Source organism: Lederbergia sp. NSJ-179 (genome assembly GCF_022867885.1).
In the GTDB taxonomy this organism is placed as follows: Bacteria; Bacillota; Bacilli; order Bacillales; family Bacillaceae_C; genus Lederbergia.
This window is the reverse complement of the sequence record NZ_JALIFP010000033.1, coordinates 16,239-40,057: the sequence shown is the minus strand read 5'-3', so window position 1 is coordinate 40,057 and position 23,819 is coordinate 16,239. Positions and strand designations below refer to the sequence as shown.

Annotated in this window: 23 protein-coding genes and 1 pseudogene; 7 read left to right on the top strand and 17 right to left on the bottom strand. The window is 40.8% G+C overall.

All coding sequences use genetic code 11. The features are described 5' to 3' along the window. Nucleotides 1–160: 160 nt before the first annotated feature. From MUB24_RS18270 to MUB24_RS18255, 4 genes are all read right to left on the bottom strand, one after another. Nucleotides 161–319, bottom strand: coding sequence for a hypothetical protein (locus MUB24_RS18270; protein ID WP_244706606.1), 159 nt, complete (start codon nucleotides 317–319; stop codon nucleotides 161–163). Between the two features lie 76 nt (nucleotides 320–395). Next, nucleotides 396–5,450 carry a GH92 family glycosyl hydrolase gene (locus MUB24_RS18265; protein WP_244706605.1) on the bottom strand — a complete coding sequence of 1,685 codons (5,055 nt, stop codon included), beginning with the start codon at nucleotides 5,448–5,450 and terminating at the stop codon, nucleotides 396–398. Between the two features lie 745 nt (nucleotides 5,451–6,195). Beyond that, on the bottom strand, nucleotides 6,196–6,513 hold the full coding sequence (locus tag MUB24_RS18260) for a thioredoxin family protein (RefSeq protein WP_244706602.1): 318 nt from the start codon (nucleotides 6,511–6,513) through the stop codon (nucleotides 6,196–6,198). A 1-nt stretch (nucleotide 6,514) separates the two neighbouring features. Next, on the bottom strand, nucleotides 6,515–7,534 hold the full coding sequence (locus MUB24_RS18255) for a PTS sugar transporter subunit IIC (protein WP_244706601.1): 1,020 nt from the start codon (nucleotides 7,532–7,534) through the stop codon (nucleotides 6,515–6,517). 169 nt (nucleotides 7,535–7,703) lie between these two features. Here MUB24_RS18255 and MUB24_RS18250 point away from each other — a divergent pair, with 169 nt between their 5' ends. Next, nucleotides 7,704–8,144 (top strand): YtoQ family protein, encoded by a 441-nt coding sequence (locus MUB24_RS18250; RefSeq protein ID WP_244706599.1) that lies wholly within the window; start codon nucleotides 7,704–7,706, stop codon nucleotides 8,142–8,144. A 111-nt stretch (nucleotides 8,145–8,255) separates the two neighbouring features. Here MUB24_RS18250 and MUB24_RS18245 read toward each other — a convergent pair whose 3' ends face one another. Continuing rightward, a complete protein-coding gene (locus tag MUB24_RS18245; protein ID WP_244706597.1) occupies nucleotides 8,256–8,786 on the bottom strand; it encodes a DUF84 family protein in 531 nt (176 codons plus the stop codon). Between the two features lie 27 nt (nucleotides 8,787–8,813). Beyond that, nucleotides 8,814–10,205 carry an NAD-dependent succinate-semialdehyde dehydrogenase gene (locus tag MUB24_RS18240; protein ID WP_244706595.1) on the bottom strand — a complete coding sequence of 464 codons (1,392 nt, stop codon included), beginning with the start codon at nucleotides 10,203–10,205 and terminating at the stop codon, nucleotides 8,814–8,816. Between the two features lie 191 nt (nucleotides 10,206–10,396). Between MUB24_RS18240 and MUB24_RS18235 the strand changes: the two genes are divergently transcribed. Together MUB24_RS18235 and MUB24_RS18230 are read left to right on the top strand one after the other, a co-directional pair. Further along, the gene (locus tag MUB24_RS18235) at nucleotides 10,397–11,140 is read left to right on the top strand and encodes a helix-turn-helix domain-containing protein (RefSeq protein ID WP_244706593.1); all 744 of its coding nucleotides are present in this window, start codon (nucleotides 10,397–10,399) and stop codon (nucleotides 11,138–11,140) included. Nucleotide 11,141: 1 nt separating this feature from the next. Continuing rightward, nucleotides 11,142–11,594: a hypothetical protein gene (locus MUB24_RS18230; RefSeq protein ID WP_244706591.1), complete on the top strand. Its 453-nt coding sequence runs from the start codon at nucleotides 11,142–11,144 to the stop codon at nucleotides 11,592–11,594. A 116-nt stretch (nucleotides 11,595–11,710) separates the two neighbouring features. Here the strand turns inward: MUB24_RS18230 and moaA are convergent. The 4 genes and pseudogenes from moaA to MUB24_RS18210 form a co-directional block, all read right to left on the bottom strand. Further along, nucleotides 11,711–12,538, bottom strand: a pseudogene (moaA, locus tag MUB24_RS18225) (GTP 3',8-cyclase MoaA); the annotation flags it as partial. Between the two features lie 313 nt (nucleotides 12,539–12,851). Beyond that, nucleotides 12,852–13,922, bottom strand: coding sequence for a M42 family metallopeptidase (locus MUB24_RS18220; RefSeq protein WP_244706590.1), 1,071 nt, complete (start codon nucleotides 13,920–13,922; stop codon nucleotides 12,852–12,854). Nucleotides 13,923–14,098: 176 nt separating this feature from the next. Further along, the gene (locus MUB24_RS18215) at nucleotides 14,099–14,239 is read right to left on the bottom strand and encodes a hypothetical protein (protein WP_244706588.1); all 141 of its coding nucleotides are present in this window, start codon (nucleotides 14,237–14,239) and stop codon (nucleotides 14,099–14,101) included. A gap of 89 nt (nucleotides 14,240–14,328) precedes the next feature. Further along, entirely contained in the window at nucleotides 14,329–15,507 is a 1,179-nt protein-coding gene (locus tag MUB24_RS18210; RefSeq protein WP_244706586.1) for a hypothetical protein, read from the bottom strand. A 103-nt stretch (nucleotides 15,508–15,610) separates the two neighbouring features. On the opposite strand from MUB24_RS18210, the gene MUB24_RS18205 reads away from it, so the two are divergent. Next, a complete protein-coding gene (locus MUB24_RS18205) occupies nucleotides 15,611–15,922 on the top strand; it encodes a hypothetical protein (RefSeq protein ID WP_244706584.1) in 312 nt (103 codons plus the stop codon). A 205-nt stretch (nucleotides 15,923–16,127) separates the two neighbouring features. On the opposite strand, the gene MUB24_RS18200 is transcribed toward MUB24_RS18205, so the two are convergent. Further along, nucleotides 16,128–17,024, bottom strand: a complete 897-nt coding sequence (locus MUB24_RS18200) for a YtnP family quorum-quenching lactonase (protein WP_244706583.1) — start codon at nucleotides 17,022–17,024, stop codon at nucleotides 16,128–16,130. A gap of 74 nt (nucleotides 17,025–17,098) precedes the next feature. Between MUB24_RS18200 and MUB24_RS18195 the strand changes: the two genes are divergently transcribed. Continuing rightward, complete coding sequence (locus MUB24_RS18195; protein ID WP_244706581.1) at nucleotides 17,099–17,275, top strand: hypothetical protein; 177 nt, start codon at nucleotides 17,099–17,101, stop codon at nucleotides 17,273–17,275. Here MUB24_RS18195 and trmB read toward each other — a convergent pair. Beyond that, the gene (gene trmB / locus MUB24_RS18190) at nucleotides 17,268–17,906 is read right to left on the bottom strand and encodes a tRNA (guanosine(46)-N7)-methyltransferase TrmB (protein ID WP_244706579.1); all 639 of its coding nucleotides are present in this window, start codon (nucleotides 17,904–17,906) and stop codon (nucleotides 17,268–17,270) included. The two genes, MUB24_RS18195 and trmB, sit on opposite strands and share 8 nt — an antisense overlap. A gap of 152 nt (nucleotides 17,907–18,058) precedes the next feature. Here trmB and MUB24_RS18185 point away from each other — a divergent pair, with 152 nt between their 5' ends. Further along, on the top strand, nucleotides 18,059–18,337 hold the full coding sequence (locus MUB24_RS18185) for a YtzH-like family protein (RefSeq protein WP_244706577.1): 279 nt from the start codon (nucleotides 18,059–18,061) through the stop codon (nucleotides 18,335–18,337). Here the strand turns inward: MUB24_RS18185 and MUB24_RS18180 are convergent. From MUB24_RS18180 to thpR, 3 genes are all read right to left on the bottom strand, one after another. Next, nucleotides 18,332–19,147, bottom strand: coding sequence for a phosphotransferase family protein (locus tag MUB24_RS18180; RefSeq protein ID WP_244706575.1), 816 nt, complete (start codon nucleotides 19,145–19,147; stop codon nucleotides 18,332–18,334). The genes MUB24_RS18185 and MUB24_RS18180 overlap by 6 nt on opposite strands. A 232-nt stretch (nucleotides 19,148–19,379) precedes the next feature. Then, complete coding sequence (locus MUB24_RS18175) at nucleotides 19,380–20,330, bottom strand: nuclease-related domain-containing protein (RefSeq protein ID WP_244706573.1); 951 nt, start codon at nucleotides 20,328–20,330, stop codon at nucleotides 19,380–19,382. A 53-nt stretch (nucleotides 20,331–20,383) separates the two neighbouring features. Further along, entirely contained in the window at nucleotides 20,384–20,923 is a 540-nt protein-coding gene (gene thpR, locus MUB24_RS18170) for an RNA 2',3'-cyclic phosphodiesterase (RefSeq protein ID WP_244706571.1), read from the bottom strand. A 122-nt stretch (nucleotides 20,924–21,045) separates the two neighbouring features. Between thpR and MUB24_RS18165 the strand changes: the two genes are divergently transcribed. After that, nucleotides 21,046–22,002, top strand: coding sequence for a nuclease-related domain-containing protein (locus MUB24_RS18165; RefSeq protein WP_244706569.1), 957 nt, complete (start codon nucleotides 21,046–21,048; stop codon nucleotides 22,000–22,002). Between the two features lie 84 nt (nucleotides 22,003–22,086). Here MUB24_RS18165 and MUB24_RS18160 read toward each other — a convergent pair whose 3' ends face one another. Next, nucleotides 22,087–22,524 carry a hypothetical protein gene (locus MUB24_RS18160; RefSeq protein WP_244706567.1) on the bottom strand — a complete coding sequence of 146 codons (438 nt, stop codon included), beginning with the start codon at nucleotides 22,522–22,524 and terminating at the stop codon, nucleotides 22,087–22,089. Nucleotides 22,525–22,950: 426 nt separating this feature from the next. Further along, entirely contained in the window at nucleotides 22,951–23,805 is an 855-nt protein-coding gene (gene dat / locus MUB24_RS18155) for a D-amino-acid transaminase (RefSeq protein ID WP_244706565.1), read from the bottom strand. Nucleotides 23,806–23,819: the final 14 nt, after the last annotated feature.

The following is a 23,819-nucleotide window of genomic DNA, read 5'->3' as shown; positions in this document are numbered from 1 at the left end:
ATTGGCTGTTGAAGAGAAAGCAAGTAACGGTATAGCATACCTTTCCAGATCCATCAATAAAAGAATCCAATCACAAGGACCGGATTCTTTTATTGAGGTTGTGTATTTCTGCATCGTGTTATCCTGTCTTAGCACTCAAATAGTCAAGGGCGATGTTTACTTATTTCAGTTCATTTTCTACGACTTTGAAAATACGCTGTTGTTCACCGAACTTTGACTCTACATACTTAAAAAGACTGCGATTTTCGGTTGCATGATTCATGACGATCTCTTTGATTTCAGATACATCCGTTTTAACTTTTGATAAATCTTTCTTCATGGATGACACTTCTGCTTTTAGACCTGATAAATCTTCTTTTATAATCGATACTCCTGCTTTTACAATCTTCGTGCTTCTATTGCCATTTTTTTAACAAATAATCGGCATCCGCCTTCAACGCTTTGTATGCATCCTCAGAAATCAATTCGTTCTTTTTCTGATCATCCACTAATACTTTGAAACCTTTTAGGTGTTTCAACACTTTGTCTGCGGCATCTTTTTTCTCGAATTGTTCTACCGTTATTAATTGTAAATCCAACGCGTGAGCAGCATCATGATTTTTGATCGCTCCTTCTTTTTCATAACGCTGAACGAGTGTCTTCATGTCGGGTACGCTTGTCGCCACATTAATCAGATAGGTTTTTTTCATGACTCCTGCTTCATTGGCAGCGGTCACAACCAGTGTATGTTCCCCGATGTTTCCTGCCAAATCTATGGGGGTTCCTTCCTTATATGCCTCACCGTCAAAAGTCGCAGATACCTTAGCTGATTCATCTTCTACGTTCCAGCTAAATTTTGCGATTGTTGTATCAGGTACCTGTGTCCTATCTTCAAGGACCTCATCATTTATCATGGCATTCATGTTTAAATTCGGTTGAATTTCATCTGAGCTTAACTCCCTTTTATAGATGCGAACTTCATCAATCATTCCTTTCATCTGGAATGCCTCTGTACCCCAAGGCGCAGCCCCGATAATGAACGGAGTGTCGTTATCTTTAATAGGATAGGAACTTGCAGGCATATTCTGAACCTCTTCACCGTTAATATACCCTATGAATCTCCCATCTTGTTTCCATGTAAGAGCCATATGAACCCATTGGTTAGCTGGAACAGATCCAGCTTCAAAGGTGTGATGCTTACCACTGGCATCCCATAATTCTGGATACATTTTTCCACTTTGAACACCCAACAAATACCCATCATTTGTCGTGGTTTTACCCATTATCTTTTGATTGGCATCAGGGTTTTCAAGATTCAGCCATGCCGTGATCGTAAAAGCATCCTCCCCATTTAATAAACTGTTGTTCGGGATTTCAACCCATCCCCCATCAAGCTTCAATGCCTTGCCGAATTGGCCTTGAACGCGTGATGCATTCCCATGCAATTGACCGTCTAACCCATATGGAGAGGAATCTTTAACAGTTTCTCCGTCCTCTTCAAAACTCAACGACAATACAGGTTTTTCGGCGTACAACGCTTTTAACGTAGCAGTCTGATTGTTAATTTTTATCTGATGTACGCCTGGCGACACAGCATGAACGGTAAACGTCACCTTTTTGCTTTCCCCGGGCTCCAGGGTGACAGTTTCAGAATCGACAAGCTTATCATCAAAATAAAAATTTATCTCCTCGTCGCCCGAAACTAAACCGATGTTTTTCACAGAAGCGGTTATGATGGCATCCTCGCCGGGCTCAATCGTATCGCTACCAAGATTGAAAATTTCGAATGCCGTTATCTTTTCAACCTCTTCATGATATTCCCAATCGCCTTCAGGCGGTTGAATGGTGACCTTCGATACCAAATCGATTAAAGCGTGAATATCCGCCCCTAATTTAGTTTTAACCTTTTCAGAAACTTCCTCGGTTTTGGCTTCATCCATTTGTTTCAGAAAATCCTGCAATTGCTGGATGGCCTGCTCATTGTTTTCGTTTTTAAACTGCTCTTGCGCTTGGTGCAACGAGCGAGACATCAGTTTTTCAGCTGCTCCTTTAATATCTCCTGACTCCACATATCCTTGATAAGTCTTCTCTACTTGATCGAATTTCGTTTCGAGATCCCTCAGGCCAAGCAGTTCCAGTTCCGCTAACGAAGTAGACGTGGCTCCGCCGTTTTCCTGAATAATCAGTCTGTAAAAGGAATAGTTACCCGGGTTTTGAATTGTAAATGGCTTGGTATACTGCCGCCATTTGAACTGTTCATTATTTCTTTTGTCAAGAATGGTCCAACTTTCACCGTCTTTGGATCCAATTAATACCCAATTTTTCGGATCTTGTGACGGATCGTCTTTGGCAGTAGTAATCGTGTACATTAACGCCTTTTGGGCTTCGTCCATAAAATTGTACTGAATCCAAGGATTCTTTCCTTTCAAAGTTAGCGATGTATCGGATGAATTGTCAAAAAGCGCTTTGGCTATCGTCCCACTGTTATCATAGGATTGCCCCTTTCCTTTGTCGGTCAAATCAACCATTGGGTTAGGCTGTAGTGACGACCCATTCGTTGAACTTGAGGTAATTGATGATAGCGCCGCATCTTTTCCGGTACCCCATTTAGATGGCTCAGGTCCCATTGTAAACTCTAAGGTTGCACCATTGGCAAGATCTTCATGAGCAATCGTCAATTTATTGTAAGGTTTCCCGTTCAATTTCATACTTTGAATATATTTGTTTGTGTCACTCACTTCAGGTGCGTTGATGACAATGTCTTTTCCATTTTCCAAATGAATCGTCATTTTTTCAAAATAAGGAGCACCGATTGCATAAGAAGATGTACCTGCACGAAGTGGATAAAAACCCGCCGCACTTAAGATATACCAAGAGGACGCTGCTCCGTTGTCATCATCCCCGACATACCCCTGACCGATTTCACTTCCGACATAGAGCCGAGATAATACTTCACGAACCTTTGCCTGAGCCTTCCAAGGCTGGCCAACATAATCATACATATAGATGATGTGATAAGCGCCTTGGTTACTGTGACCATACATTCCCATTCGAACATCTCGGGCTTCACGCATTTCGTGAATGGGGTTATTTCGTCCGCCAAGCTGTAAAGCTGTTTCTTGAATGGAAAAAAACTCATCCAGTTTTTTGGCCATTTCCTTGCTTCCACCATAAAGATTGGCTAATCCCTGTCCATCATGAGGAACGGAGAAAGCCGTGCCCCATGCGTTCGTTTCTACATAATCTGATCCCAACCAATCTTTCGGATCAAATTTGTCGGCAGTGGTTCTCCACTTTCCAGATGGGTCTTTCCCCATGAAAAACTCCACATCTGGATTAAAAACATTCACATAGTTTTGTGCTCGATTGATAAAATACTTGTAATTGGTCGTGTATTGCTCATATTTCGGATCTTCTTTATCTGTCTGTTCGGCAAGTTCCTTAGAAATCGTAGCGATCGCAAAATCATTGAGATAACCTTCAATGGCCCAAGACAACCCTTCACCGGTATCTGTACTTGTATAACCATTAAAAATGGATGTTGTAAGACCATTTCTTCCCGTCTTCTGATTATGGCTCACAACGGACCCGTCTTTGATTGCCGCTTCGTAAAAGCTTTGCACATCGAAATTTTTCACACCTTTAAGGTATGCATCCGTAAAGGCGACATCCGCACTTGTCCCCGTCATCCCGCCTCCGTGACCGGGACTTGACCATCTCGGAATCCAACCACCTTGCTCATACGCTTGAAGAAAACCGTCAATCATTTCACCTGTTTCGTTCGGTGACAACAGGCTGTAGGCTGGCCATGCGGTTCTATACGTATCCCAAAATCCATTATTGACATATGGCTTTCCTTTAACGATTTTCGCGCCGGTTTCGGTTTCCGTCGGTTTTCCATCCAGATCTGAGAATGGACTCGCGTATTCGTATACAGGTTGTTCCATTGTTCCTGTGTTTTCATACAACTTATTTGGATAAAGAAAGAGCCGGTACATATTGGAATACAACGTGACGAGTTCCTCATCTGTCGCCCCTTCGACTTCAATTTTTTTCAATAGGCTGTTCCATTCCTCCTTTGCTCTTTCTTGGACAGATTTAAACGTGTCATTCGAGTGAATTTCTTGATTTAGGTTTTTCTTCGCTTGTTCTATGCTGATAAGTGATGTGGCAATTTTCATTGTCACGGTTTTGTCACTCCCTGAGGTATCAAAACGGAAGTAACCGGCAACATCGTCACGATCTTCTCCAGTCAATTTGCCACTTTGCGTGACCGGTTTATCAAATGTTGCATAGAAGAACATTCTCGTCGCCCCTGGGGTTTTTGTTCCCACATCTGTGTAACCCTGTATATGTTGTTTATCCGGGGCAAGTGTCAAACCACCATCATTGTTGAAATTGTCAAAAATCAGGTCAGAAACACTGTCCTTGAATGTAAAACGGAACATCGCCGCATGGTTGGTCGGTGTGATCTCCGTTTGGATTCCATTTTCAAAGGTCACACTGTAATAATTAGGTTTTGCGATTTCATTCTCATGCTTGAAAGGAAGTGCGCGTTTGTCACGATTTAAAGGTGGCAGATCTGATGCCGAAGCAGATGGCATGATTTGAAATGTCTGACGATCGCCATCTCCTACCCATGGACTGGGAGAGTGACTAAGCAAAAAGCTTTGAATTTCAGGTAAATTGTCTTCATTATTGTCCTGCTGATATTTGTACATCCATCGCCTATCACCTGCGTCTGTCACGGGAATCCAGAAATTAAATCCATGCGGCACTGCAACAGCCGGGATATTGTTACCTCGTGAAAACTCTCTATTATTATTTGTCCCCCTTAGGATATTCACGTAATCAATCGGACTTGCGTAAGTTTTGTGTTCCGGTTGACCTTTAATATCGATATCGTCGATGCTGCCTTTAAATTCACCTGGACCGTTCGGATTATCATAGGCTACTAGGATTCTTTTAATGGTTTTTCCGGATGCGACCTTCCCGATGTCAGACAAACGATAATTCCACTGATTCGGAAATAAGGTATTAGATTTCCCCTGGGCCTCAGGGTTCAATTTCACCCCATGTTGATCTTTCGCACTAAGATCGCTTAAGTAAGTTCCATCAGTAAACGCTAAATCGATCGATACATAGGTGCTGGAATAATCCAACTGATCTTTATCTACAAATTCTGGATGGATATAATACGATAGTTGTGTTTCCGGAGTTACTTTAATATTAACATCAAACAATTTATTGTAGGAATAAGCCCTTCCCTTCTCAAGATGTGTTCCGGCATAGGTCAACGCTTTTTTACCAGTCCAGCCAACATTTGTTTTTGCGATATAACTGCTAGTCGGCCCATTTCCAAGTTCGGACTTCATAGGAGACGGAGAAGACGTTGGAGGAATGTTTCCGTCAACACCCGATGCTTTCTCTTTCCCATCAGGTGTGGTTTCGACTGTATCCTTCCATGTCAACGGGGGATCCCCCTTTTCAAATGAACTAAAAAAGTCGGTTTTGGACGAAGTGTTATTGGATGAATGATCCGCTGATGTTTGATGTGCCGGTAAAAACGGCACCAAAACCAACCCAAACATGAGACAAACAATACTCGGTAATCCAACCAGCCTTCCGAATCTTCTCATAAAATTACATTCCTTTCTTAGTGCAGTTTCACCACTTATATTGTTTTAGCCCTTGACCTCACACCGCAAAGATTTTTCTTCTCAAAATGGGTCTTTGTTCTTTCCCTTTGGTTTCTCAGAATTCAAATAACTTTTATCCGTTATCTAAACCGCTTCCATAACAGAATTCCCCATATCATTATCACCTCCTCAAATGCTATCCGTAGTCATCGTTAATTCAAGCTTTATATCGCTTTTGCAATTGCTCTACCAAAAACTGCTTTTTTCTTCTGAAGGCAATAAAAAAGTCCGTCGTACTTACGATCGGAGTCTAGGTTGTGGTATCTATGGGGATCGATTGAGTTATCCTCTGCAGTTTGGTACGTAATCTCCCGATGAAGAGGAGATTTTCGCCTTTCATCTTACACCTCCAAAAACAAAATATTAGAAATTACCAAAATTTACCTTTAGTATAACTCATAGCACGAATTTTTGAAACAACTTTATTGGAACACTAAATCATATGATGAAAAAAGCACATCCTAAATTTTAGAATGTGCTCCTCAGTGTCTTCACTTTTAAAATAGTTTCCCTTTACTCAATCCGCAAGCCCATTGATAAAATCTTCAATTTCCTCCAAAGTTTTGCGATCCTTGCTAACAAAACGGCCTGCTTCTTCTCCACTATGGTAGGCGATAAAGCTTGGGATCCCAAAGATGTCTAATTGGCCGCAAAGATCGATGAATTGATCACGGTCCACATACATGAATGTATATTCTGGATAATCGGCTTCCAATCTTGGCAAGAATGGTTCAATGAATTTGCAATCCGGACACCAGTCAGCGGAGAACATAAAGATCGCCCGTTCCTCCTTTTTAACTTGTTCAAATTGCTCTGTGGATTGTAGTTTTTCCAATTTATTTCCCTCCTGTATGGATGAGCATTTGGCCAGGTTTGATCCAGCCGCGCTGCCTCATCCATTCTGATATACCTAAGCTTATCACAGCCGGGGCAATTATATGCAATACAATGACTTGCAAAAATACAGTTGCCGAAAATCCCATGGTTTGAAAGGTCATAATTTGCCCAACTAAGCCACTTGTTCCCATACCAGCTCCTGCCGCATTGCTTGTCATGGGCCAGATCGTGGTCGCAATCGGGGCTATGATCACACCTGCAATCGTTGGTGGAACTAATATCAATGGATAGCGAATAATATTTGGAACCTGAAGCATGGAGGTACCAATCCCAATTGCCAGCAGGCCCCCTATCTTATTTTCACGATAACTGGAAACAGCAAATCCGACCATTTGCGCACAGCAACCAATCGTTGCCGCACCTGCAGCCAAACCACTTAAATCAAGCATAAGAGCGATCGCTGCACTTGATATTGGTGCTGTCAAGGCGAGACCCATAAGAGTTGCTACTAAGATCCCCATTAAAATCGGTTTCTGTTCTGTTGCCCAGACAATCCAGCCTCCAAAGACGGTTAAAAAATGTCCGATCGTGGGACCGATAAATTTTGCCACAAGAAAACCTGTGAAAATCGTCACAAAAGGAGTCACAATAATATCGACTTTTGTTTCTTTACTGACTAGCTTACCAATTTCAATGGAAATCAAAGCAGCTACATAACTTCCAGCTGGTCCTCCTCCTAGGGCTGCACCTGCCGCTCCAGTCGCAACAGCCGCAAAAACAACGAGTGGCGGCGCCCCTAAACCAACAGCGATCGCTGCTCCAATCGCTGGTCCCATCAGCTCCATCGCTAGTTTCCCCATTTCAACAAACAATGGCCAATGCAACTCGTCTCCAATCGTTTTTATAATTAAGCCAATAATTAAGGAAGAAAAAAGCCCTAAAGCCATATAACTTAAAGCATCTACTAAATAGGTTTTAACCGAGATCCGAACTCCCTTTTTTTCCAAAAAACTCATCATGCTGCCCCCTTGTTAACTATTATACTTAACTAGTGTAAAGACAGTTGGCGTTTTTGTCTATCTTTTTTTAAAATAATTCTTTTCTGGGAAATAAAGTAATTTCTTTTGAAGGCATAGCGGTCAAGAAACTGATAAAATGGAAATTATATCATATAAGGAGGAATTCAATATGAGATTAACGGTTTATCTTGCTGGTGAAATTCATAGTGAATGGCGGTCAGATATAAAGGAAAAGGCACAAGCTCTAAACATGCCGATTGATTTTGTTGGACCGATGGAGGATCATGATCGATCAGATGGGATCGGAGAAGAAATTCTTGGTAAGCAACCTAATGCGGTTTATCGTGATGCTGCTGCTTCAAGTTTTAATAATTTGCGAACGGAAATATTATTGAGAAAGTCGGATGTAGTGGTTGCCCTCTTCGGTGACAAATATAGACAGTGGAACACAGCCATGGATGCAAGCGCTGCGATTACGCTTAATAAGCCACTGATTCTAATCCGTCCAGAAGAATTACATCATCCTCTAAAGGAACTCTCGGAAAAAGCGAATGTGACGGTGGAGAATGTCGATCAAGCGATGAAAGCTTTGGCTTATATTTTTGAATAAACGTTAGGCGAAAAAGGAGAAAGCGCCTTTAAATAGGATGAGCGGCTAAGGCGTGACAATGATCGCCACGCCGTTCTGACCTACATCATGTAGGCCCCTTTCTCCTTTTTCCTACGAGCGAATCTCCACTCCGTTTCGATATCGAAGTTGCCCCACCAATAATTTCATAATATGAGTAAACATGAGATCTCGCGTCACCATTCCATCCGTGAAAATACCAATTGCTCCCTCATTATGACGAATGTTTTCCCGCTGACTGTAATCATCCATAACAGGACCAAGTTCTTCTCCGTTTCGCAGTCTGTCGGCAATTTCTTCCGGAAGTTTAATGCGCGCCCCTCCCGCTACAAGCGTTTCTTTTCCTTTTTCCGCTAGGGCGCCCCAATTAATTAAAAATAAGCCTGTTGATGTTTCCGTTACGCCGCCTTCTAAACCAATGCCGATCCTTACATCATGATTGGATATACAATATTCCGCACGATTCATAGCACCCTTCATCGTTTCTTTATCGGAAAAAGGCATACCACTCACATTGGATGGGGCATCAACAGGATATATTTCCACAGTTTTTTCCATTTCTTGTAAAGCAGATTCAACCGCTTTTAATTTTGCTTTGTTTTTCGATCCTACTGCAATTTTCATTCCCTTTTACCTTCTTTGCTTCATCTATTATAACCCGCCAATGGACAGATATTTTGTTTCCAAATACGGTTCGATTCCTTCTATGCCGCCTTCCCGACCAAGACCGCTGGCTTTCATGCCGCCAAATGGGGCATGAGCGGCGGAAGGACCACCATCATTCCAACCAATAATGCCAAATTTCAAATGTTCATGCAAGTAATGTCCGACTCGATAATCATTTGTAAAGAAATAGGCAGCTAGTCCATATGGAGTCCCATTTGCTAATTCAACGGCTTCTTCGATTGTTTTAAAACTGATAATCGGAGCAACGGGCCCAAAGGTTTCTTCATGCATGATCATCATCTCGGTTGTCACATTTTTCAGAACGGTAGGATAGACGAAGAAATACCCTTTTTCCATGTCTGACTGAAATTGACTGCCGACCAACACTTCGGCCCCTTTTGAAATCGCATCTTCAATTTGGCTTACGATTTTGTTATAGCCTTTTTCATTAATAATCGGGCCGATATCCACTCCTTCTTCCAACCCATTGCCAACCTCGAGCTTTTTCACCTCAGCCACAAACTTTTCCGTAAACTCCTCCAAAACATTTTCATGAACAAGGATTCGATTGGCGCAGACACAGGTTTGTCCTGCATTACGGAATTTGGTGGCAATCGTTTGTTGAGCAGCCATTTCCACATCCGCATCCTCCGCCACAATCAATGGAGCATGTCCACCCAGTTCCATTGTGACATGTTGGATTTTGTCCGAGCTATTCTTGATCAATTGTTTTCCAACCGCTGTCGAGCCTGTGAACGTTATTTTACGGACAAACTCACTCTCTGTAAAAATTTCCCCGACTGCTTTTCCTTGGCCCATCACATATTGAATCACGTCTTTCGGAATTCCCACTTCATGCGCATAATCAATAAATTTCATACCTGATAAAGGGGTTTCTGACGCCGGTTTTACGATAAACGTACAGCCAGCCGCTAGTGCCGGAGCCGCTTTTCTTGCCATCATGGCGGTTGGAAAATTCCATGGGGTAATTGCGGCCACAAGCCCAATCGGCTCTTTCGTCACAATAATCCGCTTTGTCCCTGTATTCGCTGGGATCGTTCGTCCATAAATTCGTTTCGCTTCTTCCGCATACCAATCCAAATAATCCGTTGAATAGTCAATTTCTCCCCTTGCCTCATTTAATGGCTTTCCATTTTCTAAGGTCATTAATTTTGCTAATTCTTCTTTATGTTCTTGTACCTTCGCACTCCATGCCCGAATCAGTCGCGATCTTTCATGCGCATCTATCTTGGACCATGTTTGGAAGGCATGATGGCCTCTATTTATCGCCTCTTTTATTTCCTCATCTGATTGTATGTTTACTTCAGCCACCCTCTCACCAGTTGCTGGATTTGTAACTTGAATCACATCCACCATTTATAAAAGACTCCCTTCCGATTGTACTTATCCTCTATATTCCCTAATTTTAACAGAAATAATATGGCTATTTTTATAAAACGGCTTGGAAACCTCCAGTTGCAACGAAAAATTGCGGAATTGCAACTGTATTTTGGTGGTGAGAACAATCATTTCGTTATATTCTTAGTACAGTTAAGGAGGAATTTGAAATGACTTTTGGAGAAAAAATTCAAAAATTGCGGAAAGAAGCGGGGATTTCCCAAGAAGAATTATCTTTTCAATTGCAAGTATCTCGACAGGCGATCAGTAAATGGGAAAATGATAAAGGCTATCCTGAAACAGAAAAAATCATTAAAATGAGTAAAATTTTTCATGTGACACTCGATTATCTTTTGAGTGATTCAGAGAATCGTAACGGAAATGAAACTGAAAAAGGTTTATATGTAAGTCAGGAGATGGCGAGTGGATTTCTCTTACACGAAACATTAAAATACAGAAAAATGGCCTTTGCGATTGCCTTATTGCTTGCAGGAGCGGCGTTTATCTTTATTATCAATGAAACAGCAGGGATCCTCTTATATTTAATTGTGATGATTGTCTCGATTGCCCTCTTTGTTTCCATCCTATTGACTGGGAATCCCTATCGACAAATCAAACAGGAGGCGTTATTGTTTGACGATGTTTTTAAAAAAGAACTGTTGAGCAACTATATGGAGAAAAGAAAAAAATATCATGTTCTTATTGTAGGAAGCATTGTCTTGTTTTGCATCAGCTTTCTCGTCCTTCCAGTGGTTGGGCTTGAGCTTGTTAGTGATGGTGGAGAAGAGATGATGCTGGCGATAAGTATGATTATGGGCGGGGTAGCGGTTTACTTTTTTATCTATTTGTTAGGGACACTTCGCTCGTATCGATTACTGGCCAAAAATGAAGAAATACAGAAGGGAAAGAAGTAGGATGAAGAAGCTTTTTATATGCGGCTTGTCCATATTGATGATCACAGGCTTTTTCGCGGGCTGTAGCCCGAAACAAGATCTGAATTTTAGTGCGCATGAATGGAAGAATAGCTTAGGAAAAAGCCAAAAAGTTGAGGCTCTGAAATGGGATGATTCTACTGCATCGGCCACTTTGACAGACAACAAGGAAATTCAAAATTTTGTCGCAAGCCTTGAAATGGATACATGGGAATTAACCGAAATTCCGGCAGAGGCAGAGAAAGAGTTACAGTATATTTTATATCAGGAAGACACGAGACGTTTAGGGGAGGGAAAAACGAAGCAAGCCGAATTGAAAGAAATCGCTAATATTGTCACCTATAGGGATCTCCCTTATTTAGAGATTGAAATCAAGGATTGGACAATGAGTTTTAAAGTTCCGGAGCATGTAGCTGAATTTGTAAATCAGTTTTAAACCACAACAACGAGAGATAGAAAATATCTGTCTTATGAACTACTATTGGGCATCCATCCCCCACTTATATACGTAGGGGCTTCTGCTGAATGAAGTTAAATGCTCTTTTATTTCCATTAGCCCCCAATATAAGACATGCCAATTTTCTTCCGGTTTTTAGCGGTCCATTCTGTGCGCTCATCGGAATAGCGGTCAGCCCTGTGTTCCCACAACTGGCAAATTTTCTCACGCAATTCAAGGTCGGATGCCCCGTCCCGAATCATTTTTTTAAGATCAAATCCTGATGAAGCGAATAGGCAGGAGTAGAATGTCCCCTCTGATGAAAGCCGTGCTCTTGTACAGCTTGAACAGAAAGATTCAGAAACCGATGTGATAAATCCGACCTGTGCCCCATTATCTGTATACCGATAAAGTTTTGCCACTTCTCCAAAATAATGAGGATCGACAGGTTCGAGCTCAAATTCTTCTTTAAGCATTTCATACATTTCTTTCTTTGTTACAACCTTCTTGAAGCTCCACCCATTATCATTTCCGACATCCATAAATTCGATAAAGCGGAGCGTGATCCCGTTGTCTTTAAAATATCGTGCCATCGGGATGATTTCTTGATCATTGATTCCTTTTTGAACAACCATATTTACTTTTATTTCAAAACCCATTTTTTGTGCATAGGCAATATTTTCTAAAATATAAGCAGGTTTGATGCCACGACCATTAATCTGGCCAAATAATGGAGGATCTAATGCATCCAAACTTATATTCAATCTTCTTAGTCCAGCTTGATAAAGATCTTGCGCATGTGCTTTTAACAGCATGCCATTGGTCGTAAGGCCGATGTCCTCTACCTCATCTAACTGCGTAAGTAGGGCAATCAATGCGGAAAGATTTCTTCTCATCAGCGGCTCCCCACCGGTTAATCGAATTTTTTTTACTCCTAGGGAAACTATCCGAGCGTATTTTCTGCTATCCGAGCGTATTTTCTGCTATCCGAGCGTATTTTCTGCTATCCGAGCGTATTTTCTCCTATCCGAGCGTATTTTCTGCTATCCGAGCGTATTTTCTGCTATCCGAGCGTATTTTCTGCTATCCGAGCGTATTTTCTGCTATCCGAGCGTATTTTCTGCTATCCGAGCGTATTTTCTGCTATCCGAGCGTATTTTCTGCTATCCGAGCGTATTTTCTGCTATCCGAGCGTATTTTCTGCTATCCGAGCGTATTTTCTGCTATCCATAAAAAATGACCCCAAGGGGTCATTTTTTATTGTTGCTTAATTGCTTTTACGTTTGCATGGTCACATGCTTTAACCAGTTTCACAAGTAATTCCTTTGCTGCTGCGTAATCGTCGACATGGATGATCGAGGAAGAGGTGTGAATATAGCGTGAGCAGATACCGATCACCGCACTTGGGACACCCTCATTCGCTGTATGAACCCGCCCAGCATCTGTACCTCCTTGTGAAACAAAATATTGATAAGCGATGTTATTAGATTCGGCTGTATCAAGGACAAATTCACGCATTCCTTTATGAGTGACCATCGAACGGTCAAAAATCCGGAGAAGGGCACCTTTTCCGAGCTGTCCAAATTCATTTTTATCACCGGACGCATCATTTGCCGGACTCGCATCTAGGGCAAAGAAAATGTCTGGTTGAATCATGTTTGCCGCGGTTGCCGCCCCGCGTAAACCAACTTCTTCTTGAACGGTTGCACCTGAATAAAGTACATTTGGGAGAGTCTCTCCTTGTAATTCCTTTAACAGTTCAATCGACAAGCCACAGCCATAACGATTATCCCATGCTTTTGCCATAATCTTCTTCGGATTGGCAAGGGGAGTAAATGGGCACACAGGAACAATCATTTGGCCAGGCTTGATACCCATTTGTTCTGCATCCTTGCGGTCATCTGCCCCTACATCAATTAACATATTTTTGACATCCATCGGTTTATTGCGCTGAGCATCTGTTAAAAGATGAGGGGGAATCGAACCGATAACACCATCCACCTTATCCGTCGCTGTCACAATTTGCACACGCTGAGCCAGTAAAACCTGACTCCACCAACCACCGATTGTTTGAAAACGAATCATCCCATTATCGGTAATTTGTGTGACCATGAAGCCCACCTCATCCATATGTCCCGCCACCATAATCGTGGGACCTTGCTCATCTCCACGCTTTATTCCAAAAATTCCTCCTAAACGATCCTGCACAAGTTCATCTGCATATTTTGCCAATTCTTCAAGCATGTATTCACGAACAGCATGCTCATTCCCAGCAATCCCTGGTAACTCTGTTAGAGTTTTAAACATCGTAAGGGTTTCTTGATTCATGAATCTTCCTCCCACTTCAAAAAAATTTTATGTATACTCCTATGTTAGCTAATTTTCTTCATGTTGACTATTGATTTGTTTAGTAAATAGGTATGAAATCCTATCTTATCATTGTCTAAACAGCATAAATCGGGTATGATATACATAAGATGATGGAGGAGGAAAGGGGTTTCCCCCTATTCCTCGAGTTCACCGAGCTTTCTTCGCTGCCGACGAAGAAGGCTCTTTTTGTTACGATAATTCATGATCGCGGTTACAAGATTGATTCCTGCGACGACAACATTCATGAAGGCAACAAAAAGAAGTACGTGCTCCATCGATCTCACCTCCTTTCAGTTGGAGGTTGATTAAATTATATCAGACCACAGCTTAAAGAACAAGTGTTCCTGTAAGAAAATGTATATTTTTAGTTGACCTTTGCTTCCCTACTAGAAAAGACGGCTTTCCAACTAATAGTCGTTCCTATTAAAAGAAGAATGAAGTAACCAAGTATTCCATAGGGAATCACTAAAGCGATAAAATGAAAGAAAGCAAACACCCCAACAACAAACATGACCAAGAAAAACTTTCCCGTATTAACTGCCTGTTGTGCGGATTCGAACGGTTCCGTAAAGGGAAAACGTTCATTATTTAATAGCTTGTAGCAAAGCAATGTATACAATATAGCTGTTAGTAATACAACCAATAAATCCAGCCAAATCCTCCATGAAAAAATAACCATAAATACAATCGAGATGAGTAAAAAGACCGGCAAATATAATTTTACGAGAAAAACCTTAAGAGTCGCCTGATAAAATCGTTCTGTATGTTCGATCGGAATCGTCTTAAAAATCCAGCCCCCTTTATAGTCTTTGGAAAATTTCAGCATGTGAACAGCCGAGCTCATTATAATCGTGCTAAAATAGATATTTAAATATATTTTACTAGTGGTTAGACTTTCCATAGATTCCGTCATGACTTCATTCATAATAAAAATAAACGGGAAAACGAGCGCCATCCCTAATAAAGGATAGACCTTTAATTTAAATTCTCTTTCTCTACTCATCATAATGGAGGAAAAGCGAAAAAACCGTTTCTCTTCTTGACCAAAACAGATAATAGACTCCCAAAAACGAGTGAAAGAAAATTTCCGTATTTTAATATTCCCCGTTTCTCCCATCAATTTCTGCAAATTTCCCTCAAAGCTCGGCATAAACCAAATATAAATAGCGAGTGAAAGAAACGGAATCACAAGGACCAAAATAGATAAAAGGATATATTCGCTTGCATAATGATGCTGAAGCAATAATTCAAACGGTGCGGCAAACCAAATCGGTGGAATGAAAAGATGCCACCAATCAAAAACATAAGAAATCTCCAAATCGACAAAACTAAACGCTCTAATAAAGACTTGGTAACCAACGACGATCCCTACCGATAATATAATCTGAACATAGTTGATTAAATCTTTTAATTGGTCACTGCCAAAAAATCGCAAAATAAGGAGATACACTAGAGCAGTGATCGCAATGATGAAGAGAACAAGCAAAATCATTTCCAACAAAAATAAGAGAAAAAAGACAATCCCGTGTTTTCCAAGCATCACAATCGAGGGATCTTGTATAGGAGAAATTCATTATTTGCCCACTCTCGAAGAATCTTGCTTATTCCTGTATACTGAAAAAATAGAGATATTGGAGGTGCGAAGGATGAATTGGAAATCATTTATTGCCGGATCCATAACCGGACTTATAGGCGGCTATTGTCTGCGAAAAGTAGTAGAAGAAAAGGTTCCTTTATCTGGAGAAAGAGTGCTGACCAGTGTTAAAAATGCTTTTAAAAAAGAGGGTAGTATTGATGGCTCATGGCTGCAAATGAAGCCAGAAGATTATCAAAAGCATGCCATCAAAACAAAAATCTATCGCGGAGGAATCATGAGAACCCATCAAGGGGAACGGCAAGCATTTGAATTTATTGCCGATGCCTATACGGGTAGTGTCTTGGATGTGTATCCCGTTTAATCTTGGAATAGATTCTGAGCTTTATGAAACCTGCTTTTTGACTGGTTTGGACCTCTGAACCGGATTTCGAGATCGATGAAGCAGCTATGGTACAGGTTTTGGCTGCCGAACCGGATTTCGGGCTTTATGGAAGCGACTATGAAACCGATTTTGATGTTGGCATATAACCGCAGAAAGCACATCAAGTTTGATGTGCTTTCTGCTTTTACTTCCTTTTTTGAGTATTGCTGTTCAATTCCTTCAATAATTTTCCATGATCCGCTCGTTTGCGTTCCACAGACTCAATGATATTGCCATCTTTATCCCATTTCAACGCCCGATAATAGCCATCATGATAGAAGGTAAACCAGGAACCGGATTGAATCGCCTCTGGGATCCATTTTTGTTTTTCGCGGATCGAGTCCATTGGATAATCATCATAGGCTAGGACCCAAAGGACATTTTGATGGGCATGGGTTGGCATTAAGTCAGCCATATGGACCAACCGCTCCCCTTCACTTTCAATGATGATAATGGAATGTCCATCACTATGGCCACCCGTATGGACCATTTGAAGAATATCCTCAATGACGACTTTCTCTTGAAACGGGACCACTTGATCTACGATCGCTTCCCAATTTTCTCGCCAATATGTATTTCGGGACCGAATATTCGGATTCCGCATTTCATCCCATTCCACTTGTGAAGTATAGATTTTGGCATTGGGAAACGTTGAGACAAATCCCTTGTCCGTCGGTTTCGTCAAACCACAAGCATGATCAAAATGAAGATGGGTCATACAGACGATATCGATATCTTCCGAAGTGAGCCCCTGCTCTGCCAAGTCCTGCTCTAGCTTTGACTCCTCTGTTACCCCATAATTCCGCCATTGCTTCTTTGTCAATTTTCCATTGCCGATCCCCGCTTCGATCAATATATTTTTCCCATTCACTTGCAAAAAAATTGGATCACATCGCAACTCAATTTGATTTTTCTCATTTACAGGATATTTCCGAGCCCATAATGCTTTAGGAACAACACCAAACATCGCTCCTCCGTCCATAAATGTATCTCCACCATTGAGCCATCGCAACGTAATCGCTCCAATTTGCAATTTTTCCATACAAAAAGTCCTCCTAAATGGGGAGCCTAGCCCGCCCCGGATTTTGGGCCTGCAGGAAGCAGGTCACAAAGGCGTTGCAACAAGATGTTGCGGTTTTAGCCTTTGATCGGGCCGACAGGACGTCGGTCACAAAGGCGTTGCAACAGGATGTTGCGTTTTTAGCCTTTGATCAGGCAGACAGGACGTCGGTCACAAAGGCGTTGCAACAGGATGTTGCGGTTTTAGCCTTTGATCCTTACATCTTTACTTAAACTGTACTTCACATCGATAAATCGGATGACCTTTTGCCGCGAATTTTTCTTCATACTCGGTCATGATATTGCCTTCAAAATCACTATTATGCAAATCCAACCAAATCGCATTCAACTTCATCCCATAATGAGAGAAGCTAACAAGAGAGTATTCAAATAATCCGCGATTATCCGTTTTAAAATGAATGTCCCCTTGATCTATGAGAATCTCCTCATAAATGTTTAAAAAGGAATGATAGGTTAACCGTCTTTTTTCATGACGATTTTTCGGCCATGGATCAGAGAAATTAAGATAAATACGATCGACATCCCCTTTTGCAAAAAACTTTCGTAAATCCGCCCCGTCGCTATGTAGTAATTTGACATTTGATAAACCCGTCTCGATGACCTTATCCAGTGCGGATACAATCACACTTTGTTGAACCTCAATGCCAATATAATTTACCTCAGGGTGAGCAATTGCCATTTTCGAAATAAATTGACCTTTCCCTGTTCCTACTTCAATATGAATGGGGTGATGATTTCCGAACAAATCCGCCCAATTTCCGGCATAGGCTGTTGGATGAGGAATCACATATTGAGGGTATTGCTCAATCTTCTCCTTTGCCCATGGTTTATGTCTGACACGCATGTTTCCATCCACCTCTAATTTCTTATTCCTGTTTTTGTCTGCAAGAAATGCTAAAACCTTCATTCCTTCTCGTTCTTTACCAAAATCAAGCTGCGCATAAAGGCCCTTTGTCTGCGCAAACTACAAGCAACTCATTGGAAAGGAAGAGAAAGATGTCTTTAAATCATCAACATCAAGTCCAGTTATTACAAGATATTTTAAATAATCATTTAGAGGATAGAAGTGGATCTGTAGCAGAATATGAGCAAGTTGAACGATTAATTAAATCCCTGCTTGCCCAAAATGCTGTCCCACAAGAAATAGAACCTCTTTTACACGATATATACAGTTACTCTCAATCAGGAAAAAACCAGAACGATCTTGATCAACATATAAACGCCCACCAGGACCAGCTTTCCCAGTGGGTACAAGTAATCAATACATTATCATAAATGTCTCGTCAAAGGATAAGTACAGGCATAATCATTCTGCATAAAATTTTCCAAGTCTTTTACCCAATAATTGACTTCACGCCTGTGCCCCTTTTTTTCGTGCCATTGAATCGATAATAAAGTATGGGCAATCGTATACCATTTCATACGCCTTTCTAAGTTTTCGGTCAAAGGACTCCCATAATCATGGAGCCACCGGGACCATTTGTTTTTTGGAACATACCAATGAAGAAGAACCCCCAAGTCAAAAGCGGGATCGGCGATCGTGGCGCCATCCCAATCGATTAAGAAGATTTCTCCTTGATCTGTTAGCAGCCAATTATTATGATTTACATCCCCATGGCACACCGCCCACTCATTGCAGGCAATACTTGTCAATTCCTTTTTGAGAAAGCGAATCGCTTCCCTTATCGTGGAAAAAGAATAAAAAGCACGATCTAATGTCGCTTCTAAATCTTGAAGGATCGAATTCGGCCCATAAGGTGTTTTCTCCATCCGTTCCATCATATTCAAAAGTGGCTTAGACTCATGAATTTTACGTAAAAGTTTTGGTGCTTCTTCTCCCGCCATTTCCCCCGCTGTAAACTCTCTTCCGGCTAAACATTGCTGGGCCGTTATGACATCACCGTTTTCCATCCTTCTTGTCCAAATCAACTTCGGGACGATCCCCTCCGCCGATAAAACAGCCAAAAATGGGGACGAATTCCGTTTGAGAAACAGCTTCTGATCATTTTTGATTGCAAAAAAAGCTTCACCGGTTGCTCCACCGGCAGGTATGATTTCCCAATCCTGCCCCAATAAATGTTCCACCTAATTTCACCTTCAATTATATCAACAAATAATATTGTATTTTAAACCTTCGATAAAAGAAAAAAGACGGCTATTGACTCAAATAGAATAGCCATCCCTATTTCATAATTTTATCGTTAAACGTCATTTTTCGTCAAGTGCCATTTGTTGAAAGTTCGATTTCTATTCGACATTTTAGGACGCTAAATTTCTCTTACAACCAATAGGATTCCTTCTTCATGAAAAAACATCCTTATTCCAATTCCCAATTGGGCCTGTTGAAGGAAGTCGATTGTCCGTAATCTAATAATGCTGTCGCAGCCCGCATTTGCATCATTTTGATCGGTGATGGTGTATTTCTTGCTCGTTCAAACCAATCCCCATAGGTGCGTTGATCTAAAATAGTAAGATCCTGGGGCGCATCCGGATAGTCTATAAACCCATCCCTTGAGACGATCGCCTTGCGAATCGGCAAATTCACCTCATACAACTGAAAAAGTTGTGTGACGATTTTTCCCATGCGATTGACAGACATCATCGGATTCAAAATCTTCCTTTCTTTCTCTTTCTTTTTCATCGACCAAAAATGTTGATTATCCCCGATATACACTGCTTGACCCTCTTCTTCTAAAAAAGACAAACACCAAATTTCCGTAGGAGAGAGAAGCAATACTTCCAGTTCTACTGGAGCTTTTTTTAACAAAAAAATGGGTTCATAGAAAAGAAAATAATTATCTGGAAATCGTTGGAGAAAATGTTTTAATCGTCGATCTGTATAAAAACGAGAATCCACAAATGATTTTTCTGTGATCGTTGAACTGGCCCATTTTAATTGGAATAGAAGCAAATGATCGAGAAAACTCTGCTTTAATTCCAGTTCCGTTTGAGCTTCAAGGGGCGCAGAAAAGTCAAGGTTTTCCTCCTTGTCTTGCACAGAGATGTTTTCACTTTGTGATTCATCCGGAATTTCTATGTCACGCGAGCCCCTTTTAAATAGCTGCCTGAGTTTACCGTACTTCATTGATTTAGCAGGTATTTCTTCTATCTCCTCTACAAAGATAGAGGAAGTACCTGCATGGGCTTCCCAAGCAGCTTTTACTTTCATCCATTGTTGTTTCTTTAGACGGATAAATTGAGAGGGGTAGCGGGATAAGTCTGTTTCATATCGTGAAACATAATCTTGCAATTTAAGTAGCTGAGCCATTTTTTGCGTAACCTTCCTTAATTCTGATGAATCTATTGTATCAAAAATATGGATCAGTGAGCTAATCGAAACGTCTTTCTTTTCTTATATTTAGGTGTTTGGTGAGGATCGGTCTGATACAAAACAACCTCATCTGCTAAAAACGATAATGAAGGATAATAGGGTCTGAGTTGCTCTTTCTTCATCCATTGCTCCCCATCCCATTTGCGCGCCAAGGTGATATGAGGGTGAAAGGAACGTTTCTCCAATTCAAAGCCTGCCATTTCACAGCATGTAAAAACCATCTGCTGCAGATCCAATAAGGCTTCAGACTTCTCTACACCTGCCCAAAAAATTCGCTTCCCAAATGTATCAAGATGATCGATTCGAAGGGAAAAAGCTCTATGCTTGTAAAGGTTCTCCTCCATACATTGCATAGCTTCTATTAAGTTGTCTTGTTCGACGGCTCCAAGGAATGCTAATGTGATATGATAATCAGCTTGATGTACCCATTTTTTAAAAGGAAAGGGATCTTGGAGCTGTGTACATAATGAAGCTAATTCCTGCTTCACTTGATCTGGTAAGGCCAATGCAAAAAAATAATGATTGGACATGCGGATTATCCTTTCTTTTAGTCGATAAATTCTGGACAAAATTATTCTTCTTGATATTAGTCAGAAATTTCCCTATTATTAAAGAGATATTATTATTTTTGGAAAAAGAAAGGAATGGGATAATGACGACAAATCGCCACGATAAACCTACTAAATCCAGGGAGTTACAAATTTTTCAGTATTTACATCCGCGGATGAAGCTAGCAACAGAAGAAAAACAGCATCTTGATTACCTATACAAAGGATATTTGGGTGAACTGGAATTTTACAACCGTTTACAACAAACAGAATTAAAGAACCACTTGATTCTTTATGATTTACTTTTACCATCAAACCATACAGAATTTCAAATCGACAGTCTGCTTATTTGGCAAACAAGAATATTTCTTTTTGAAGTCAAAAATTTCGAAGGCGAATTTTATCTTGAACAAGACAATTGGTATGTAGCTTTGACAGGAAAAGAAATTAAGAACCCTTTACTCCAACTCAGAAGAAGCGAATTTTTACTTCGTCAATTACTCCAAAAATGGGGACACGATATACCTATTGAACCTTATATCATCTTCATCCATCCGGAATTCACCTTATACCAAGCCCCCCAGAACCTGCCGATTATTTTACCTACACAATTGAACCGATTCCTGAAAAAACTGCATGCTTCCACTCCGGTGATCACGCGTAAACAGAAGAGAGTGGTTGACCAATTCATTGTCCATCATAAAGAGCAATCCGCCTATGAACAATTGCCACAATATGAATACGATAAATTGAAAAAAGGGATCATTTGTCCATCATGTACAGGCTTTCTAAAGCCCTTTACGTATAAAAAAATGATATGTGAAACATGTGGTCGCCAAGAAAATATTGAGTCTTCCGTCATGCGAAGTGTAAAGGAATTCGCCCTCCTATTTCCTCATAGAAAAATCACAACTAGTAGGATCCATGAATGGTGTGAGACCATTTATTCTAAAAAAACAATTCAAAAAATCCTCGCCACCCATTTAACGCCCGCGGGAGAAAAGAGGTACACTTTTTATCTTCCAAAAAAGGAGATCATTACTATAAACAACCCTGATTGACCAGTTTTGAATTTCTACCTAATTTTAGGCTATATGAACCCAGCTATGGGACCAATTTTCAAATTCTAACTCATTTTGGGCTCTTTAAACCCGGCTATGGGACCAATTTTCGATTTCCAACTCATTTTGGGCTCTTTGAAACCGGCTATGAGACCAATTTTCGATTTCCAACTCATTTTGGGCTCTATGTACCCTGCTATGGGCCCAATTCTTCGATTTCAAACTGATTTTGGGCTCTTTAAACCCGGCTATAGGACCAATTTTCGATTTCCAACTCATTTTGGGCTCTTTAAACCCGGCTATGAGACCAATTTTCAAATTCACACTTATTTTGGGCTCTTTAAACTCGGCTATGGAACCAATTTTCAAATTCCAACTCATTTTGGGCTCTTTAAACCCGGCTATAGGACCAATTTTCGATTTCCAACTCATTTTGGGCTCTTTAAACCCGGCTATGAGACCAATTTTCAAATTCACACTTATTTTGGGCTCTTTAAACCCGGCTATGAGACCAATTTTCAAATTCTAACCCATTTTGGGCTCTTTGAACCCGGCTATGGAACCAATTTCCAAATTCCAACTCATTTTGCGCTCTTTAAACCGGCTATGGGACCAATTTTTCGAATTCCCACTAATTTTGGGCTCTTTGAAACCGGCTATGGAACCAATTTTCAAATTCAAACTATTTTTGGGCTCTTTGAACCCAGCTATGCGACCATTTTTCGAATTCAAACTGATTTTGGGCCTTATAAACCCGACTATGGAACCAATTTTCGAATTCAAACTGATTTTGGGCTCTTTAAACCCGGCTATGGGACCAATTCTTTAACGACCAACTCATTTTCGGTGTTATGAACTCGTTTTTATGATTCAACTTTGTCTTAAGTAGATGAATTTTCAAGGGGAAGGCTTGCCCAAGAAAAATCCGGTGTTTAAGGAGTTCTCTCCTTAAACATCGGATTTTGCTGCTTCTATTTCTTTTAAAAATAAGGTTTGTAATTTTCGTGTAAACGGACCGGGTTTGCCGTCTCCTATTGATTGTCCATCAAGCTCCACAATCGGCATGATTTCAGAAGTTGTACTTGAAATAAAGATTTCATCCGCTGTTTTTAAGTCTTCTATTTGAAATTCTTCTTCTGCAACGGGGATTTGATGCGCCTGGCAAAGTTTCAAGATCACTTGTCGTGTAATCCCATTTAAAATCAAGTTAGTGGCAGGATGGGTCATCACTTTCCCATCTTTTACTATATAAGCATTGGAGGAGGAACCTTCTGTCACTGTTCCATCCCGATGAAGAATGGCTTCATAACAACCATGGTCTGTGGCTTCCTGTTTCGCTAACACATTTGGTAATAGGTTCAAACTTTTGATATCACAGCGGAGCCAGCGAATATCATCTGCAATCATGGCCTTTACACCTGTTTCTAGATTTCCCTCTGGTCTTGCAACTTCCTTTGTATAGGCGGTCAAAACAGGTTTAATTTCACTTCCTGGAAATATATGATTCCGTGGTGAGGCACCTCTCGTGAGCTGCATATAAATAGATCCATCATGCACATTATTTTCCTCAATCAACTGGTGAATGAGCGCGAGCAATTGCTTTTGATCAAACTGGACGTCTATTTTAATTTTATTTGCACTTTGAAAAAAACGGTCCAAATGTTCATCCGCTGTAAAAACCGCTCCGTCATAGACCCGAATCACTTCATAAACGCCATCCCCAAATTGATAACCCCGATCCTCGATATCAATGATCGCCTCCGTACGATCCATTAATTGATTATTCACTAATACCTTTCCCATCCCGATCATCCCCT

Excerpts from the sequence above, each read along its gene's own strand:
- MUB24_RS18240 (WP_244706595.1), bottom strand. The coding sequence starts at position 10,205 with ATGGTGGATGTGATTCAAGTTACAAATCCAGCAACTGGTGAGAGGGTG.
- MUB24_RS18220 (WP_244706590.1), bottom strand. The coding sequence starts at position 13,922 with ATGAATCAAGAAACCCTTACGATGTTTAAAACTCTAACAGAGTTACCA.
- MUB24_RS18175 (WP_244706573.1), bottom strand. The coding sequence starts at position 20,330 with ATGGCTCAGCTACTTAAATTGCAAGATTATGTTTCACGATATGAAACA.
- dat (WP_244706565.1), bottom strand. The coding sequence starts at position 23,805 with ATGGGAAAGGTATTAGTGAATAATCAATTAATGGATCGTACGGAGGCG.
- MUB24_RS18250 (WP_244706599.1), top strand. The coding sequence starts at position 7,704 with ATGAGATTAACGGTTTATCTTGCTGGTGAAATTCATAGTGAATGGCGG.
- thpR (WP_244706571.1), bottom strand. The coding sequence starts at position 20,923 with ATGTCCAATCATTATTTTTTTGCATTGGCCTTACCAGATCAAGTGAAG.
- MUB24_RS18235 (WP_244706593.1), top strand. The coding sequence starts at position 10,397 with ATGACTTTTGGAGAAAAAATTCAAAAATTGCGGAAAGAAGCGGGGATT.
- trmB (WP_244706579.1), bottom strand. The coding sequence starts at position 17,906 with ATGCGTGTCAGACATAAACCATGGGCAAAGGAGAAGATTGAGCAATAC.
- MUB24_RS18215 (WP_244706588.1), bottom strand. The coding sequence starts at position 14,239 with ATGGAGCACGTACTTCTTTTTGTTGCCTTCATGAATGTTGTCGTCGCA.
- MUB24_RS18165 (WP_244706569.1), top strand. The coding sequence starts at position 21,046 with ATGACGACAAATCGCCACGATAAACCTACTAAATCCAGGGAGTTACAA.
- MUB24_RS18200 (WP_244706583.1), bottom strand. The coding sequence starts at position 17,024 with ATGGAAAAATTGCAAATTGGAGCGATTACGTTGCGATGGCTCAATGGT.
- MUB24_RS18255 (WP_244706601.1), bottom strand. The coding sequence starts at position 7,534 with ATGATGAGTTTTTTGGAAAAAAAGGGAGTTCGGATCTCGGTTAAAACC.
- MUB24_RS18270 (WP_244706606.1), bottom strand. The coding sequence starts at position 319 with ATGAAGAAAGATTTATCAAAAGTTAAAACGGATGTATCTGAAATCAAA.
- MUB24_RS18230 (WP_244706591.1), top strand. The coding sequence starts at position 11,142 with ATGAAGAAGCTTTTTATATGCGGCTTGTCCATATTGATGATCACAGGC.
- MUB24_RS18185 (WP_244706577.1), top strand. The coding sequence starts at position 18,059 with ATGTCTTTAAATCATCAACATCAAGTCCAGTTATTACAAGATATTTTA.
- MUB24_RS18205 (WP_244706584.1), top strand. The coding sequence starts at position 15,611 with ATGAATTGGAAATCATTTATTGCCGGATCCATAACCGGACTTATAGGC.
- MUB24_RS18245 (WP_244706597.1), bottom strand. The coding sequence starts at position 8,786 with ATGAAAATTGCAGTAGGATCGAAAAACAAAGCAAAATTAAAAGCGGTT.